At 52.1% G+C, this 16889-nt stretch carries 15 protein-coding genes; 14 read left to right on the forward strand and 1 reads right to left on the reverse strand.

Translation table 11 applies throughout. The annotated features are described in order from the left end of the window. Positions 1-154 precede the first annotated feature (154 nt). From dapF to DW096_RS03265, 7 genes are all read left to right on the forward strand, one after another. Positions 155-1003: a diaminopimelate epimerase gene (gene dapF, locus DW096_RS03235; protein ID WP_005827555.1), complete on the forward strand. Its 849-nt coding sequence runs from the start codon at positions 155-157 to the stop codon at positions 1001-1003. A 27-nt stretch (positions 1004-1030) separates the two neighbouring features. Further along, the gene (locus DW096_RS03240; protein ID WP_005837305.1) at positions 1031-2263 is read left to right on the forward strand and encodes an LL-diaminopimelate aminotransferase; all 1233 of its coding nucleotides are present in this window, start codon (positions 1031-1033) and stop codon (positions 2261-2263) included. Positions 2264-2348: 85 nt separating this feature from the next. Next, positions 2349-3074, forward strand: coding sequence for a hypothetical protein (locus DW096_RS03245; RefSeq protein WP_120028674.1), 726 nt, complete (start codon positions 2349-2351; stop codon positions 3072-3074). A gap of 71 nt (positions 3075-3145) precedes the next feature. Further along, positions 3146-3502, forward strand: a complete 357-nt coding sequence (locus DW096_RS03250; RefSeq protein ID WP_005827548.1) for a P-II family nitrogen regulator — start codon at positions 3146-3148, stop codon at positions 3500-3502. A 58-nt stretch (positions 3503-3560) separates the two neighbouring features. Next, positions 3561-4829: an ammonium transporter gene (locus DW096_RS03255; protein WP_005837308.1), complete on the forward strand. Its 1269-nt coding sequence runs from the start codon at positions 3561-3563 to the stop codon at positions 4827-4829. Between the two features lie 45 nt (positions 4830-4874). Beyond that, positions 4875-7064, forward strand: a complete 2190-nt coding sequence (locus DW096_RS03260) for a glutamine synthetase III (RefSeq protein ID WP_120028675.1) — start codon at positions 4875-4877, stop codon at positions 7062-7064. Positions 7065-7244: 180 nt separating this feature from the next. After that, on the forward strand, positions 7245-8543 hold the full coding sequence (locus DW096_RS03265) for a S28 family serine protease (protein WP_120028676.1): 1299 nt from the start codon (positions 7245-7247) through the stop codon (positions 8541-8543). A 109-nt stretch (positions 8544-8652) separates the two neighbouring features. Here DW096_RS03265 and DW096_RS03270 read toward each other — a convergent pair whose 3' ends face one another. Continuing rightward, positions 8653-9237: an HdeD family acid-resistance protein gene (locus tag DW096_RS03270; RefSeq protein ID WP_120028677.1), complete on the reverse strand. Its 585-nt coding sequence runs from the start codon at positions 9235-9237 to the stop codon at positions 8653-8655. Positions 9238-9865: 628 nt separating this feature from the next. Here DW096_RS03270 and trpB point away from each other — a divergent pair. From trpB to trpA, 7 genes are all read left to right on the forward strand, one after another. Further along, positions 9866-11044 (forward strand): tryptophan synthase subunit beta, encoded by a 1179-nt coding sequence (gene trpB, locus DW096_RS03280; protein ID WP_171029006.1) that lies wholly within the window; start codon positions 9866-9868, stop codon positions 11042-11044. 52 nt (positions 11045-11096) lie between these two features. After that, complete coding sequence (locus DW096_RS03285; RefSeq protein WP_120028678.1) at positions 11097-12497, forward strand: anthranilate synthase component I family protein; 1401 nt, start codon at positions 11097-11099, stop codon at positions 12495-12497. A gap of 146 nt (positions 12498-12643) precedes the next feature. Continuing rightward, positions 12644-13291, forward strand: a complete 648-nt coding sequence (locus DW096_RS03290; protein WP_009038313.1) for an aminodeoxychorismate/anthranilate synthase component II — start codon at positions 12644-12646, stop codon at positions 13289-13291. A gap of 64 nt (positions 13292-13355) precedes the next feature. Continuing rightward, positions 13356-14351 carry an anthranilate phosphoribosyltransferase gene (trpD, locus tag DW096_RS03295; RefSeq protein ID WP_005837316.1) on the forward strand — a complete coding sequence of 332 codons (996 nt, stop codon included), beginning with the start codon at positions 13356-13358 and terminating at the stop codon, positions 14349-14351. A gap of 4 nt (positions 14352-14355) precedes the next feature. Then, positions 14356-15183 carry an indole-3-glycerol phosphate synthase TrpC gene (gene trpC, locus DW096_RS03300; protein ID WP_117866884.1) on the forward strand — a complete coding sequence of 276 codons (828 nt, stop codon included), beginning with the start codon at positions 14356-14358 and terminating at the stop codon, positions 15181-15183. 96 nt (positions 15184-15279) lie between these two features. Then, the gene (locus tag DW096_RS03305) at positions 15280-15903 is read left to right on the forward strand and encodes a phosphoribosylanthranilate isomerase (protein WP_016273894.1); all 624 of its coding nucleotides are present in this window, start codon (positions 15280-15282) and stop codon (positions 15901-15903) included. 169 nt (positions 15904-16072) lie between these two features. Further along, the gene (gene trpA / locus DW096_RS03310; protein ID WP_008664364.1) at positions 16073-16852 is read left to right on the forward strand and encodes a tryptophan synthase subunit alpha; all 780 of its coding nucleotides are present in this window, start codon (positions 16073-16075) and stop codon (positions 16850-16852) included. Positions 16853-16889 lie beyond the last annotated feature (37 nt).

The raw sequence follows: 16889 nt of genomic DNA on the forward strand, positions 1-16889 counted from the left end.
TGAAAGCCTGACAGTAGATATTCTCATTGAATGAAAGTTTCGCTAAAAAATAATAGAAAATAGATATGCTTTACAGTTAATTATAAAACAAAACGTCGTATATTTGCATCGAAATAAAACAAAAGGATATATTAACCAACCGATAAAGGACAAAATGACAAGAGCTATAAAATTCACCAAGATGCACGGTGCCGGAAACGACTACATTTATGTAGATACGACCCAATATCCTATCAGCCATCCGGAAGAACTTGCGAGGGCATGGAGTGCACCGCATACGGGAATTGGAAGTGACGGTCTGGTACTTATCGGTTCTTCGGACAAGGCCGATTTCAGCATGCGGATATTCAATGCCGACGGCTCGGAGGCCCGGATGTGCGGCAATGCAAGCCGCTGCATCGGAAAATATCTTTTTGACTACGGACTGACCTCCAAAACAGAAATCGCACTCGATACACTGTCAGGTATAAGGATGCTAAACCTGCACTTGGCAGACGGAAAGGTCAACTCTGTAACCGTAGACATGGGCATACCTGCCGACGAACCGGCAGACTACGACGGCAAAGGAGCCAAACCGATGAAAGAACAGCCCATCGAAGTGGACGGAGAACGATATGTAGGGACCACCGTATCCATGGGAAACCCACATCTGGTAATCTTTGTCAATGATATTGAAGCCATCGACCTTACAGTCATCGGTCCCAAACTGGAGAATCACCCTCTCTTCCCCGGACGCATCAATGTGGAATTTGCCCAGATATTGGGAGAAGGAAAAATAAGGATGCGTGTCTGGGAACGAGGCTCGGGCATCACCCAAGCCTGCGGAACCGGAGCTTGTGCCACCGCCGTGGCAGCCTTCCTCACCGGACGCGCAGGAAGGGAATCCATCATCATCATGGACGGAGGCTCACTCACCATCCGATGGGACATCGCCACCAGGCATGTACTGATGACGGGAGAAGCCACCAAAGTATTCGACGGCAAAATTGAATTAATTGACTAATCACCAACTATCAACCAAGAAAAGATTATGGCATTAGTAAACGAACATTTTTTAAAGCTACCGGGTAGTTATCTGTTTTCAGACATAGCCAAGAAGGTAAATACTTTCAGGATAACACATCCCAAGCAAGAGGTCATCCGTCTGGGTATCGGAGACGTTACCCGGCCACTGCCACCGGTCTGCATCGAAGCGATGCACAAGGCAGTGGAGGAGATGGCTGACGCACGGACATTCCGTGGATATGGTCCCGAGCAGGGATACGACTTCCTGATAGAAGCCATCATCAAGCACGATTACCTTCCGCGAGGCATCCATTTCGGTCCTACGGAAATCTTCGTGAACGACGGAGCAAAGAGCGACACGGGAAACATCGGCGACATTCTCCGCCACGACAACAGCGTGGGAGTGACCGACCCGATTTATCCGGTCTATATAGACAGTAACGTGATGTGCGGACGTGCCGGAGTACTAGAGGAAAACGGCCAGTGGAGCAACGTCACCTACATGCCTTGTACCGCCGAAAACGACTTCATCCCGGAGATTCCGGACAAGCGCATCGACATCGTCTACCTCTGCTACCCCAACAACCCCACGGGCACCACCCTGACCAAGCCCGAGCTGAAGAAATGGGTGGACTATGCGCTCGCCAACGACACGCTGATTCTGTTCGATGCCGCCTACGAAGCCTTCATCCGCGAAGATGACGTACCCCACTCCATCTATGAGATAAAGGGAGCGAAGAAATGCGCCATCGAGTTCCGCAGCTTCTCGAAGACTGCCGGATTCACGGGAGTACGCTGTGGCTACACCGTTGTGCCGAAAGAACTCACTGCCGCCACGCTGGAAGGCGAACGCATCCCGCTGAACAAGCTCTGGAACCGCCGCCAATCTACCAAGTTCAACGGTACCAGCTACATCACCCAGCGGGCGGCGGAAGCCATCTACACACCGGAGGGACAGCGGCAGATAAAGGAAACGATAGATTATTATATGGACAATGCCCGGACCATGAAGCAGGGCCTTGAAACGGCCGGGCTGAAAGTCTACGGTGGTGTGAACGCTCCTTACATCTGGCTGAAAACACCCGACGGAACAAGCTCCTGGCGGTTCTTCGAACAGATGCTGTACGAAGCCAATGTAGTGGGCACACCGGGTGTAGGTTTCGGCCCCAGCGGTGAAGGATATATCCGGCTAACGGCCTTCGGCAAGCACGAAGACTGCGTGGAAGCCATGAAGCGCATCCGGAAGTGGCTGAAATAAAAAAACAATTGAATTAGCGAGGTACTTGCTATAATCGAGTCGGACTGATCATCCGGAATTTTTCTAAACTTAAAGGTAAAAAGGTATGAAAACAAGAAGTGTAAAATGGGTAATAATGGCAATGGCGCTATTATCAATGGCAATGCCTTTCACAGCAAAGGCTCAGGATAAAGTGGAAGCATCGGTAAGCGTCGACCTCGTAAGCGGTTACGTGTGGCGTGGCCAGGATTTGGGAGGGGTAAGCCTCCAGCCGAGCGCATCCATCGCCTACAAAGGTTTCTCTCTGGGAGCTTGGGGCTCCGTAGGCATCGAGAGTTCGGACACGAAAGAGTTCGACCTCATACTGGGATATTCAACCGGAGGCTTCAGCGTATCGGTGACGGACTACTGGTACAATGTGACCGGAGATGGGGTGACAGCCAAATACTTCCAGTACGGTGCACACAATGCTGCCAACTCACATCTGTTCGAAGCGCAAATCGGCTATGATTTCGGCCCCGTAGCCATAAACTGGTATACCAACTTTGCAGGCGACGACGGTGTTGACAAAGACGGTGACCGTGCTTATTCATCCTACATCTCCGTGGCAGCCCCCTTCACACTGGGCGGTCTGGACTGGACGGCCGAGATAGGCGCTACCCCTTGGGCCACGGACTTCTATGGAGCCAACGGATTTGCCGTATGCGACGTCAGCCTGGGAGTATCAAAAGACATCAAAATCACCGATTCCTTCTCCCTCCCGTTGTTTGCCAAAGCAACCTGGAATCCAAGGTCTGAAGGTGCCTATTTCGTAGTCGGACTAAGTTTCTAAGATGAAAAACCTATGATTTACACACACCGAACGGTAAATCGTAAATTGTCTAATCGTAAATTATTTAAGGTATGAAAAAGATTGAAGCTATTATCCGAAAGACCAAGTTCGAGGACGTGAAGGACGCGCTGCTCGAAGCGGACATCGAATGGTTCTCCTATTATGATGTACGGGGCATCGGGAAATCCAGGCAAGCCCGTATCTACCGTGGTGTCATGTACGACACCAGTTCCATCGAGCGCATCCTTATCTCCATCGTGGTGCGCGACAAGAATGCGGAAAAGACCGTACAAGCCATCATCAAATCTGCACAAACCGGTGAAATCGGCGACGGACGTATCTTCGTCATCCCCATTGAGGATGCCATACGCATACGTACTGCAGAGAGAGGCGACATCGCACTCTACAATGCCGAACAAGAAAGATAACGGGCAGCTACAAACCACAACCAAGAAAATACAATACAACTAAAAGCAACAAGAAATTATGGATAAACTTATTTTAAGTGAACTGACCAACGGACTGAACACCGTATGGATGCTGCTTGCCGCCATGCTGGTATTCTTCATGCAGCCGGGCTTTGCACTGGTCGAAGCCGGTTTCACCAGAGTAAAAAATACGGCCAATATCCTGATGAAGAACTTCGTTGACTTCATGTTTGGCAGCCTGCTCTACTGGTTCATCGGTTTCGGACTGATGTTCGGTGCAGGCGGATTCATAGGAATGCCCCATTTCTTCGACCTCTCGTTCTACGACGGAGGCGGGCTTCCCACGGAAGGTTTCCTGGTATTCCAGACTGTATTCTGCGCAACGGCTGCCACCATCGTGTCCGGCGCTATGGCAGAACGTACCAAATTCTCCATGTACCTGGTTTACACCATCTTCATCAGTGTGCTGATTTATCCCGTTTCCGGTCACTGGACTTGGGGCGGCGGCTGGCTGATGAACGGTGAGGCAGGTTCCTTCATGATGGAAACATTCGGAACAACTTTCCATGACTTCGCAGGTTCCACCATCGTCCACTCCGTAGGCGGCTGGATTGCCCTGGTAGGTGCGGCCATCCTCGGCCCGCGCATCGGGAAATACGGCAAAGACGGCAAGTCAAGAGCCATTCCGGGACATAACCTCACGATTGCGGCACTGGGTGTATTCATCCTTTGGTTCGGATGGTTCGGCTTCAACCCCGGTTCACAGTTGGCAGCAGCCACTACGGACGATGCAAGGGCCATCTCGCATGTATTCCTCACCACCAATCTGGCAGCCTGCGCAGGCGGTTTCTTTGCATTGGCGGTAAGCTGGATGAAATATGGCAAACCCTCCTTGTCTCTGACACTGAATGGCATTCTGGCCGGATTGGTAGGCATCACGGCCGGTTGTGACATGGTTTCTCCCTTCGGGGCGGTAATCATCGGCACCATCTGCGGCATCCTGATGATTTATTCGGTGGAATTCATCGACCGGACACTGAAAATTGACGACCCCGTAGGGGCCAGTTCCGTACACGGCGTCTGCGGTTTCACGGGAACCATCCTCACCGGACTGTTTTCCACCAGTGAGGGACTGTTTTACGGTGCAGGCTGGAGCTTTCTCGGAGCGCAGGTATTCGGTGCACTCGTAGTAGGCGCATGGGCAGCAGGCATGGGATTCATCATCTTCAAAGGACTCGACAAAATCCACGGCCTCCGCGTTTCCAAACGTGTGGAGGAAGAAGGACTCGACATTTACGAACACGGCGAGTCTGCCTACGGTGCATAATGATTTTATATTTTATTAAACCAACAATTACAACTCTAAGGTATTATGTCAAAATTGAGATTCAGAGTAGTAGAGACGGCGTTCAAGAAGAAACCCGTTGCAGTGGCAGTCCCGGCGGAACGTCCGTCAGAGTATTTTGCCAAGTATGTATTCAACAAGGAGAAGATGTTCCGCTATCTGCCGAGCAAGGTGTATGCCAAACTGACGGATGTGATTGACAACGGAGCTCCGCTGGACCGCAGCATAGCCGACGAGGTTGCCGCAGGTATGAAGAAATGGGCGGTTGAAATGGGGGCGACCCACTATACGCACTGGTTTCATCCGCTGACCGAAGGTACTGCCGAAAAGCACGATGCTTTTGTGGAACACGACGGCAAAGGCGGGGTAATGGAGGAATTCACCGGCAAACTGCTCGTGCAGCAGGAACCGGACGCATCCAGTTTCCCGAACGGCGGTATCCGCAATACGTTCGAGGCACGTGGCTACTCGGCATGGGACCCCTCCTCCCCGGCATTCATCGTAGACGACACGCTCTGCATCCCGACTATTTTCATCGCCTATACCGGTGAGTCTCTGGACTACAAGGCACCGTTGCTGAAAGCCCTGCGTGCCGTAGACAAGGCTGCCGTCGACGTATGCCACTATTTCAATCCGGAAGTAAAGAAAGTGGTTGCCTATCTGGGCTGGGAGCAGGAATATTTTCTGGTTGACGAAGGGTTGTACGCCGCACGTCCCGACCTGCTGATGACCGGACGCACGCTGATGGGCCATGACAGCGCCAAAAACCAGCAGTTGGAAGACCATTACTTCGGGGCCATCCCCAGCCGTGTGGCCGCTTTCATGAAGGAACTGGAAATCGAAGCGCTGAAACTCGGCATCCCCGTCAAGACCCGTCACAACGAAGTGGCTCCCAACCAGTTCGAGCTGGCTCCCGTCTTCGAGGAATGCAACCTGGCGGTAGACCACAACATGCTCATCATGGCCTTGATGCGTAAAGTGGCACGTAACCACGGTTTCCGCGTACTGCTGCACGAAAAGCCCTTCAAGGGTGTCAACGGTAGCGGCAAGCATAATAACTGGTCGCTGGGTACGGATACCGGTATCCTGCTCCACGCACCCGGCAAACTGCCCGAAGAGAACCTGCGTTTCATCACCTTCGTAGTGAATACGCTGATGGCCGTATACCGTCACAACGGATTGCTGAAAGCCTCCATCTCCAGTGCGACGAACGCCCACCGGCTGGGTGCCAACGAAGCGCCTCCGGCCATCATCTCTTCCTTCCTGGGCAAGCAGTTGAGCCAGGTGCTGGAACACATCGAAGAGAGCACTAAGGACGACCTCGTCAGCCTCAGCGGCAAGCAAGGCATGAAGCTGGACATCCCGCAGATTCCGGAACTGATGATAGACAATACCGACCGCAACCGCACCAGCCCGTTCGCCTTCACCGGCAACCGCTTCGAGTTCCGCGCCGTGGGTTCCGAGGCCAACTGCGCCAGTGCCATGATTGCGCTGAACTCCGCCCTTGCCGAGCAGTTGGTGGAATTCAAGAAAGATGTGAACGAACTGATTGAAAAGGGTGAGCCGAAAATCTCCGCCATCCTCGAAGTCATCCGCCGGTACATCAAAGTCTGCAAACCCATCCACTTTGACGGCAACGGTTACAGCGACGAATGGAAAGCCGAAGCAGCCCGCCGCGGTCTGGACTGCGAGACAAGTGTTCCCGTCATTTTCGACAACTACCTGAAACCGGAGAGCATCCGGATGTTCGAGTCCATCGGTGTTATGACGAAGAAGGAACTGGAAGCCCGCAACGAGGTGAAATGGGAAATGTATACCAAGAAAATACAGATTGAAGCCCGCGTGCTCGGAGATTTGGCCATGAACCACATCATCCCCGTAGCCACCCAATATCAGACCGATTTGGTGGACAACGTCTACAAGATGAAAGACCTGTTCCCCGCAGAGAAGGCTGCAAAACTGTCTGCCAAGAATCTGGAACTCATCGAAGAGATTGCCGACCGTACCGCCTTCATCAAGGAGCATGTGGATGCCATGATTGAGGCGCGCAAAGTGGCCAACAAAATTGAGAGTGAACGTGAAAAAGCCATCGCCTACCACGACAACATCGTACCGATGATGGAGGAAATCCGTTACCACATCGACAAGCTGGAACTCATCGTCGACAATCAGATGTGGACGTTGCCCAAATATCGCGAGTTACTGTTTATAAGATGAAAAATGAAGGATGAAGGATGAATCCTTAATCCCTATCTCATTCTTTTGTTGGTTGTTTTAAGTTTGCAGGGGGGAGAGGTGCCGCGAGGCAGTTCTCTCTCTTTTTTCGTCCATGCCAACTGTTGGCGGTAAGCGGGAAATAACCTATCTTTGCCCGTCAGATAAAACAATCCTGTCATCATGAAGAATTTACGTAACTGCTATGCAGCGTTCCTGCTGTTTGCCTTGCTGTTCGTTTCGGCTGCTGCCCCGGCACAAACCGATCTGCAGCAAAAACTGGGTCGGATTTCCGCCATTACGGAAACCCGTCCGTTGGAGTCCACCCGGTTCTCCGAGAAGTATGTAACCTATTTTACCCAGCCGTTGGACCACCGTCGTCCCGAAAAGGGCAGTTTCCGCCAGCGTGTGATTGTCTCCCACGTCGGCTTCGACCGTCCCACGGTGATTGTAACCGAAGGCTATGGAGCCGCCTATGCCCTCAATCCCAAGTATCGCGAGGAACTTTCCGAGTTGCTCGATGCCAACATGATTTTTGTGGAATACCGTTATTTCCTGGAATCCACCCCTGAGCCTAAAGACTGGCAATACCTCACCGCCGAGAATTCTGCCGACGACCTGCACGCCGTCCGCAACGCCTTTAAAAGCATCTATCCCGGCAAATGGATTGCGACCGGCATCAGCAAGGGCGGACAGACTACCCTGCTCTACCGCACGTTCTATCCGGACGACGTGGATATTTCCGTGCCTTATGTAGCTCCGCTCTGCTACGGGGCGGAAGACGGACGCCACGAGCCTTTCCTCAGGAAAGTGTCTACTCCGGAGGACCGCAAACGGATTGAGGACTTCCAGTTGGAAGTGTTGAAACGGAAAGCCGCACTGCTCCCCCGCTTTGAGAAATATTGCAATGAAAAAGGACTCAAGTTCCGTGCGCCCGTTGAAGAGATATACGACTATTGCGTGCTGGAGTATTCTTTTGCCCTTTGGCAGTGGGGAACTCCCGTCAGCAGCATCCCTGCCACCACGGCCTCGGACGATGAGATATTTGCCCATCTGCTCGACATCAGTAATCCCGACTACTTCATTGCCGACAGTCCCACAGCCTCATTCTTCGTGCAGGCCGCCCGCGAGCTGGGCTATTACGGCTACGATACGAAGCCTTTCAAGAAGTATCTTTCCATCCAATCGAGCAAGGATTACCTGCACCGCCTCATGCTCCCCGAAGAGCTGAAAGACATGCCCTTCGACAAGACCCTAAGCAAGAAAATCACGAAGTTCCTGAAAGAGAATGACCCGAAAATGATATTCATCTACGGACAGAACGACCCGTGGACGGCTGCCGGAGTGACCTGGCTGAAAGGGAAGAAGAACATCCATGTATTCGTAGAGCCCGGCGGAAGCCATCGGGCACGCATCGGCACACTGCCCGACGTTCAAAAGCAAGAAGCCATTTCACTGATAAACAAGTGGCTGCAAGAATAAAAAGAACAGATGGTCCGCTTGATTGAAACAGGCCATCTATTCAATGCAAACAGACCATGCGTTCAGGGCAAACAGACCATCTGTTTACAACCAACGCATGGTCTGTTTTTTATTCTACGATTTCAGCATCTTCAATGTTATTGATTTCTCTTGAAGAGGAGTCCTTTGTACCCGGTGCTTTGGGACGGCGACGCGTAAACTTGAACCAGTTCAGCAGTTCCGAAGCCGCATAGACCAGACTGCTGATACCGATAATGATAAATGCCGTGGAACGTACTCCCGTAGGATTAAACAGCGCCACCAGTCCGGCAATCAGAATCAATACAGGCACCGCATAAAAGCCATACGGCACCGGCATCCAGCGACGGGCAGCGGAAAGCGGGGCAATCTGTTGCACTCCTCCCATCACCAGGATAAATCCCAATACAAATGTCAGCAAATCGGCAAAGAAACCGGGCATGATAATCAGCCACAAGCCAAACAGCAGGCTGCCCACCCCCTCGATAGGGAAGCGGCGGCGCATCTCCGTGCTCTGTGCAAAGTAGCCTATGATGCTGACAAGCGAAGGCACCAGAAAGATGACGCCTATCGTAATCACCAAGTAATCACCGGCCTGGTCGGGAAACATCACCAGCACCAAACCGATAACCAGCGCACATATAGCACGCAAAAATGAATAACTTAATCCTTTCATGAGTCTATGTTTTTTTGCGAAGATACATCTTTATCCGAATAACTCCACACGAAAATCCCGAAAAATCAGTTTACATTCAGCCAGGCATTCATATCTTCGGCCACAAAGAGCCAGTATAATAACAACAGTACAGCAATAACTACGCCTATGGCAACTAAATGTTTTCTATTCATAGTTTGTTCCTTTCTTTTTTTGAATGAATATTCGTTTTTACTACACTTATAAGAACAATATTTCAAGAAAAATGTTCTTATCCAGAAAAAAAGTCATATTTATTTTGGCAGTTAAAACAAAGTGCTTATATTTGTCGCGAAAACGAAGACAGGCTGCACCTCAGCATAAAAAATGAACAAGTTCATTTTATTATACATTCGGTTTGCACTGTCTTTGCCCTCGATAAAACAAAAAAAGTCAATGAAAACAATGTTAGTAAATACATATTGGTGGTGGCACCCGTTACAACTCCGACAGTCGTAAGGGAGCAGCGCTCGTATGTATATATGTAATATATAGTAAAAAACAAAAAGAGCCCTGTCGCACCAAGCGACGGGGCTTTTTTCGTTTAAGCAATAATGCGTTTTGATTTCTGAAATAGTAAATAGTAAATCGTCAAATAGTAAATAACATGATGAATTTCTTAGTTGACAAAGAAGGTTATTACGGAGAGTTCGGCGGGGCATACGTTCCCGAAATCCTCCACAAATGTGTAGAAGAGTTGCAGAACACCTACCTCAAGGTGCTGCAAAGTGAGGACTTCAAGCGTGAATACGACCAGTTGCTGCGCGACTACGTGGGACGCCCTTCCCCACTCTACTTGGCACACCGCTTGTCCGAGAAGTACGGTTGCCGGATTTACCTCAAGCGTGAAGACCTGAACCACACCGGTGCCCACAAAATCAACAACAGCATCGGGCAGGTGTTGCTGGCACGCCGCATGGGCAAGCGCCGCATCATCGCCGAAACCGGAGCCGGACAGCACGGTGTGGCCACAGCCACCGTCTGCGCCTTGATGAACATGGAATGCATCGTCTACATGGGTAAGACCGACGTAGAGCGCCAGCGCGTCAATGTGGAGAAGATGAAGATGCTCGGCGCCACCGTCGTTCCCGTCACCAGTGGCAATATGACGTTGAAGGACGCCACCAACGAAGCCATCCGCGACTGGTGCTGTCATCCCTCGGACACCTACTACGTGATAGGTTCCACCGTCGGCCCGCATCCGTACCCCGACATGGTGGCACGCCTGCAGTCCGTCATCAGCGAAGAAATCAGGAAGCAGCTCCTTGAACACGAGGGACGCGAATGCCCCGACTACCTCATCGCCTGCGTAGGTGGAGGAAGCAATGCAGCCGGCACCATCTATCACTACGTCAACGACCCGCACGTGCAAATCGTCCTCGCCGAAGCCGGCGGAAAAGGCATTGAAACGGGAATGACAGCCGCCACCATCGCCCTCGGCAAGATGGGCATCATCCACGGCTCGCGCACCTACGTCATCCAGAACGAGGACGGACAGATAGAAGAGCCCTATTCCATCTCTGCCGGACTGGACTATCCGGGCATCGGCCCCATGCACGCCAACCTTGCCAAGCAGAAACGTGCCATCGTCCTCGCCGTCAACGACGATGAAGCCATCCGCGCCGCCTACGAACTGACCCGGCTCGAGGGCATCATCCCCGCATTGGAAAGTGCCCACGCACTGGGTGCGCTGGAGAAGATGAGGTTCAAGCCGACGGACGTGGTGGTGCTGACGGTGTCGGGACGGGGGGATAAGGATATAGAGACGTATTTGAGTGATGAGTTATAAGTGATGAGTTATTTGAAAATACGAGATACAATGAAATAAAATACAAGATACAATGAAACAATATGATTATAAAACAATCAGCCGCACCATGCTCGGTGACTTGCATACGCCGGTGAGCACGTATCTGAAGGTGCGCGACATCTTTCCGCAGAGCGCACTTATGGAGAGTTCCGACTATCATGGCAGTGAGAACAACCGCTCGTTCATCGCTCTGTGTCCGCTGGCAAGTGTCAGCATAGACCACGGCACGGTTATCTTCCGCCTGCCGGACGACAGCCGCGAAGAGCATCCCATAACCGATACATACCGGGTGGAGAATGCCTTGAACGATTTCCGCGCCCGCTTCCGCGTGGAGGGCGAATACAGCAATTACTGCGGACTCTACGGATACACCTCCTTCAATGCTGTCCGCTACTTCGAGAATATCCCCGTGAAGGACAGCCGCGAAGCTACCAACGATGCGCCGGACATGCTGTACATATTATATAAGTACCTCATCGTCTTCAACGATTTCAAGAATGAGATGCTGCTCCTCGAGATGCTGGCTCCCGGCGAGACCAGCGAACTGGACCAGGTGCAGAAGGCCATCCATAACCGCAACTACACCGCCTACGATTTCCGCGCCGTCGGCCCCACCACCTCCCCACTTACGGACGAGGAGCACAAGGCGAATATCCGCCGCGGCATCGCCCACTGTCTGCGCGGCGACGTTTTCCAGATAGTCCTCTCCCGCCGGTTCGAGCAGCGTTTCACGGGCGATGACTTCAAGCTCTACCGTGCCCTGCGCAGCATCAACCCTTCTCCCTATCTGTTCTATTTCGACTTCGGGGGCTTCCGCATTTTCGGCTCGTCTCCCGAAACCCATTGCCGCATCGAAGGCCGCCATGCCTATATCGACCCCATTGCCGGAACCACGAAGCGCACCGGCGATGCAGAGCAGGACGCCCTCAATGCCCGGTACCTGCACGACGACCCCAAAGAGAACGCCGAACACGTGATGCTGGTGGACCTTGCCCGCAACGACCTCTCCCGCAACTGCCACGATGTAAAGGTGGACTTCTATAAGGAGATGCAGTATTACAGCCATGTCATCCACCTCGTCAGCCGTGTCAGCGGAACGCTCCGCGAAGAGGCCGACCCCGTCAAGGCCTTCATCGACACCTTCCCTGCCGGTACCCTGAGCGGCGCCCCCAAGGTACGCGCCATGCAACTCATCAGCCAGCTGGAACCGCACAACCGTGGAGCCTACGGAGGCTGCATCGGTTTCATCGGACTGAACGGCTCGCTGAACCAGGCGATTACGATTCGTACTTTTGTCAGCCGCAACGGTGTCCTCTGGTTCCAGGCAGGCGGCGGCATCGTGGCCAAGAGCAACGACGAGTACGAACTGCAAGAGGTGAACAACAAGCTCGGCGCACTGAAAAAGGCGATTGAGATGGCAGAGAAAATGTGAGTTTATGTACGATTTGACGATTTACGATGTACGATTTGCCATGCGACGTACATTGCGCAGCCAAATCGTACATCGTAAATAAAGTAACTTCAATCGTACATCGTAAATCGTCAAATAGTAAATAAAATAGATTGTAAATACAAAAGATGAAAACAGTTATCATAGACAATTACGACTCCTTCACCTACAACCTTGCCCATCTGGTGAAAGAGCTTGGCGCAGAAACGGATGTGCTGCGCAACGATAAATTCCGGCTCGAAGAACTGGAGCCATACGATAAAATCATCCTCTCACCCGGCCCCGGTGTCCCCGAGGAAGCCGGACTGCTGCTGGATGTCATCCGCACCTATGCCGGACGGAAACCCATACTCGGTGTCTGTCTGGGCGAACAAGCCATAGGACAAGTGTTTGGCGGAAAGCTGGTCAATCTGGAAGAGGTGTTCCATGGGGTACAGACGGAGATAAGGATTAGGAGTGAGGGATTAGGGACGAGGGAGGAAGGATTAGGGATTAGTGATGAAGGATTGGGGGGAAAGGATTATGAAGGTATTTCTCTCGAAGAAGACTATATCTTCTGCGGTTTACCCAATAGGATTCCCGTCGGACGATACCACTCCTGGGTAGTGGATACGAAGGACTTTCCCGAAGCGCTGGCCATTACCGCCATCAGCCCCGAAGGACAAATCATGGCGCTGAAACATCGGGAGTATGACATACACGGCATCCAGTTCCATCCTGAATCGGTACTGACACCCGACGGAAAAACAATCGTAAAAAACTGGCTTTTCAAATGAGGCACTTCAGAAAAAGAGTAAATTCAATCGTCAAATCGTAAATCGTCAAATCGTAAATAAAAAGATGAAAGCAATACTCACCCGTCTCTTCAATCACGAAGAGCTTACGTCGGAGGAGACCAAACAAATCCTCCTCAACATCACCAAGGAAATGTATCCTGAGGCGCAGATAGCAGCCTTGCTCACTGCCTTCCAGATGCGGAGCATCACTGTGGACGAGCTTATCGGTTTCCGCGAAGCACTGATGGAGACACGCCTTCCCATCGACTTCGCCCCCTATCGCCCCATCGACATTGTAGGTACGGGCGGCGACGGAAAGAACACCTTCAACATCTCCACCTGCGCTTGCTTCGTGGTGGCGGGAGCCGGCTACAAGGTTGCCAAGCACGGCAACTACGGAGCCACTTCCGTGAGCGGAGCCAGCAATGTCATCGAGCAGCACGGCGTACGCTTCACCAACAACCCCGACACGCTGAAACGCAGCATGGAGGAGTGCAACATCGCCTACCTTCATGCCCAGCTTTTCAATCCGGCGATGAAGTTTGTCGGTCCCGTACGCAAGACGTTGGGAGTGCGCACCTTGTTCAATCTGCTCGGCCCGTTGGTGAATCCATGCTGTCCGGCATACCAGCTGCTCGGTGTGGCAGACCTCTCGCAGATGCGCCTATACACCAACGTATTCTATAAGCTCGGCATTGACTTTGCCGTGGTCAACAGCCTCGACAGCTACGACGAAATCTCCCTGACGGACGAGTTCAAGGTGATGACCCGCAACTATGAGCGCATCTACCGTCCGCAGGCTCTCGGCTTCAAGGATGCCCGTCCCGAAGAACTCTTCGGCGGCGCATGCAAGGAAGATGCCGCCCGCATCTTCGACAATATCCTTACGGGGCATGCCACACCTGCACAAACGCAATGCGTCATTGTCAACGCCGCCTTTGCCATCCAGGTGATGGAGCCGCAGAAAGAGATTGAAGAGTGCATCGCCATCGCACGCGAATCACTGGATAGCGGACGGGCGCTAGCTACACTGAAAAAATTTATCGAGATTAATAAATGAAGCAATGAAAGATATACTGTCCGAAATCATCACCCATAAGCAAACAGAGATTGAACTGCAAAAGCAAACCGTCTCTCTGGAACAGTTGCAGGAGCAGGCCGGAATCATCATCCGGGAGAATGCGGCCCACCACCGCAGCATGAAGCAGGCCCTTGCCGCTTCTTCTACAGGAATCATCTCCGAGTTCAAACGCCGTTCACCCTCCAAAGGCTGGATAAACGAGGCTGCCCGGGCAGAGGAAATACCTGCCGCCTACGAAGCCGCCGGCGCCGCCGCCCTCTCCATCCTGACGGATGAGAGGTTCTTCGGCGGTACGCTGCGCGACATCCGCACGGCCCGTCCGCTCGTCCGCATCCCCATCCTGCGCAAAGACTTCATCATCGACGAGTACCAGCTTCTGCAAGCCTGCATTGTAGGTGCCGATGCCGTATTGCTCATTGCCTCCTGCCTCAGTCCGGAGCAGTGCAGCACCCTCACCGCCCAAGCCCACGAACTCGGGCTGGAGGTATTGCTCGAAATCCACAGCCCTTCGGAACTCTCCTATATAAATAAGGAGGTCGACATGGTGGGTGTCAACAACCGCAACCTCGGCTCTTTCGTCACCGATGTGGAGAACTCCTTCCGGATAGCCCGGCAACTGCGCGAAGCCACCCACGGACCGGCATCCCCGCTCCTTGTCTCCGAAAGCGGCATCTCCGACCCCGAAACCATCTGCCGCCTGCGTGCCGCCGGCTTCCGCGGTTTCCTCATCGGCGAAACCTTCATGAAAACAGCCAATCCGGGCGAAACCCTGAAAGAGTTCATCCAAGACAGTCTCTTAATTGATAATTGAAAGCTGAAAGTTGATAATTGTAAATACAAAAGTCTCTCATACAGCGTTACATCGCGCAGCCAAATTGTAAATCGTAAATTGTAAATCGTAAATAAAATGTCTCCTCTCATCAAAGTATGCGGAATGACCGAAGCAGAAAACATCCGCAATGTAGAACTGCAAGGTGTAGATATGATTGGTTTCATCTTCTACCCAAAATCTCCCCGTTGTCTGTGCCAGATGCCCGGGTATCTGCCAGCCTGCGCCAAGCGTGTCGGTGTCTTTGTCAACGAAAGTAAGGAAAACATCCTGATGTATACCGACCGTTTCAGCCTGGACTACATCCAGCTGCATGGCAATGAGGCTCCCGAGTACTGCCGTTCCCTGCGCAATGCAGGCCTGCACCTCATCAAGGCTTTCTCCATCTTGCTGCCCAAGGACCTGCTTTCCGTTTCTGCCTACAATGGTCTGTGCGACTATTACCTCTTCGACACCAAGACCCCGCAGTACGGCGGTTCCGGCAACCAGTTCGACTGGAACCTCCTGCACCGCTACAACGGACCCACCCCGTTCCTGCTCAGCGGTGGCATCAACCCCTACAGCGTAAAAGCCCTCCGGGAGTTCCGCCATCCCTATTTCGCAGGTATCGACATCAACAGCCGCTTCGAAACGGCACCGGGAATAAAGGATGTGGAACGCATCTCAAACTTCCTGAAAGAACTCAAGGGAGGTACGATTTGACGATTTACTATTTACTATTTGGCTGCGCAATATACGCCACATGGCAAATTGTACATTGTACATGGTAAATAGTAAATAGTAAATTGTAAAATTGTAAATCGTACCATGCAGCATATATTGCGCAGCCAAATAGTAAATAGTAAATTGTAAAATAGTAAATAGAAATAGTATGTTGAACCGCATTAACCAACTTTTCCAGGACAGCCCCAAGAATCTGCTGTCCATTTACTTTTGTGCAGGCTGTCCCAACCTCGACGGTACTGCCGACGTTATCCGTGCCCTCGAAAGAAACGGAGTCAGCATGATTGAAATCGGAATTCCGTTCAGTGACCCCATGGCCGACGGCATTGTCATTCAGAACGCCGCCACCCGCGCCCTGCACAACGGCATGTCCCTCCGCCTGCTTTTCGAACAATTGCGCGACATCCGTCGCGATGTCCGCATCCCCCTCATCCTTATGGGGTACCTCAATCCCATCATGCAGTTCGGCTTCGAAGCCTTCTGCCAGAAGTGCGTGGAATGCGGCATCGATGGCGTCATCATTCCCGACCTCCCTTTCCGCGATTACGAAGAGAGTTACAAAGCCATCGCCTCGAAGTATGACATCCGTGTCATCATGCTCATTACCCCCGAAACCAGCGAAGCCCGCGTCCGCGAAATAGACGCCCACACCGACGGCTTCATCTATCTGGTGTCCAGTGCCGCTACCACCGGTGCCCAGAAAGACTTCGACACCCGGAAGCAAGCCTACTTCAAGAAGATAGAGGATATGAACCTGCGCAATCCACGCATGGTAGGCTTCGGCATCAGCAACAAGCAGACATTCGATGCCGCTTGCGCCCACTCATCCGGTGCCATCATCGGCAGCCGCTTCGTCACGCTGCTCAACGAGAAGGAAGGAGATGCGGAAAAGGCTATCAGGCAGTTGAAGGAAGATTTGAAACAGTGAGCTTATTCAAATTTCATACAATATATTTTTCGCAATG

The sequence above is a fragment of the Bacteroides sp. AM07-18 genome (genome assembly GCF_003602695.1).
Classification (GTDB): Bacteria; Bacteroidota; Bacteroidia; order Bacteroidales; family Bacteroidaceae; genus Bacteroides; species Bacteroides uniformis.

Bases quoted from the DNA above. Each gene is read 5' to 3' on its own strand.
- dapF (WP_005827555.1), top strand. From the start codon at position 155: ATGACAAGAGCTATAAAATTCACCAAGATGCACGGTGCCGGAAACGAC.
- DW096_RS03240 (WP_005837305.1), top strand. From the start codon at position 1,031: ATGGCATTAGTAAACGAACATTTTTTAAAGCTACCGGGTAGTTATCTG.
- DW096_RS03245 (WP_120028674.1), top strand. From the start codon at position 2,349: ATGAAAACAAGAAGTGTAAAATGGGTAATAATGGCAATGGCGCTATTA.
- DW096_RS03250 (WP_005827548.1), top strand. From the start codon at position 3,146: ATGAAAAAGATTGAAGCTATTATCCGAAAGACCAAGTTCGAGGACGTG.
- DW096_RS03255 (WP_005837308.1), top strand. From the start codon at position 3,561: ATGGATAAACTTATTTTAAGTGAACTGACCAACGGACTGAACACCGTA.
- DW096_RS03260 (WP_120028675.1), top strand. From the start codon at position 4,875: ATGTCAAAATTGAGATTCAGAGTAGTAGAGACGGCGTTCAAGAAGAAA.
- DW096_RS03265 (WP_120028676.1), top strand. From the start codon at position 7,245: ATGAAGAATTTACGTAACTGCTATGCAGCGTTCCTGCTGTTTGCCTTG.
- DW096_RS03270 (WP_120028677.1), bottom strand. From the start codon at position 9,237: ATGAAAGGATTAAGTTATTCATTTTTGCGTGCTATATGTGCGCTGGTT.
- trpB (WP_171029006.1), top strand. From the start codon at position 9,866: ATGAATTTCTTAGTTGACAAAGAAGGTTATTACGGAGAGTTCGGCGGG.
- DW096_RS03285 (WP_120028678.1), top strand. From the start codon at position 11,097: ATGAAACAATATGATTATAAAACAATCAGCCGCACCATGCTCGGTGAC.
- DW096_RS03290 (WP_009038313.1), top strand. From the start codon at position 12,644: ATGAAAACAGTTATCATAGACAATTACGACTCCTTCACCTACAACCTT.
- trpD (WP_005837316.1), top strand. From the start codon at position 13,356: ATGAAAGCAATACTCACCCGTCTCTTCAATCACGAAGAGCTTACGTCG.
- trpC (WP_117866884.1), top strand. From the start codon at position 14,356: ATGAAAGATATACTGTCCGAAATCATCACCCATAAGCAAACAGAGATT.
- DW096_RS03305 (WP_016273894.1), top strand. From the start codon at position 15,280: ATGTCTCCTCTCATCAAAGTATGCGGAATGACCGAAGCAGAAAACATC.
- trpA (WP_008664364.1), top strand. From the start codon at position 16,073: ATGTTGAACCGCATTAACCAACTTTTCCAGGACAGCCCCAAGAATCTG.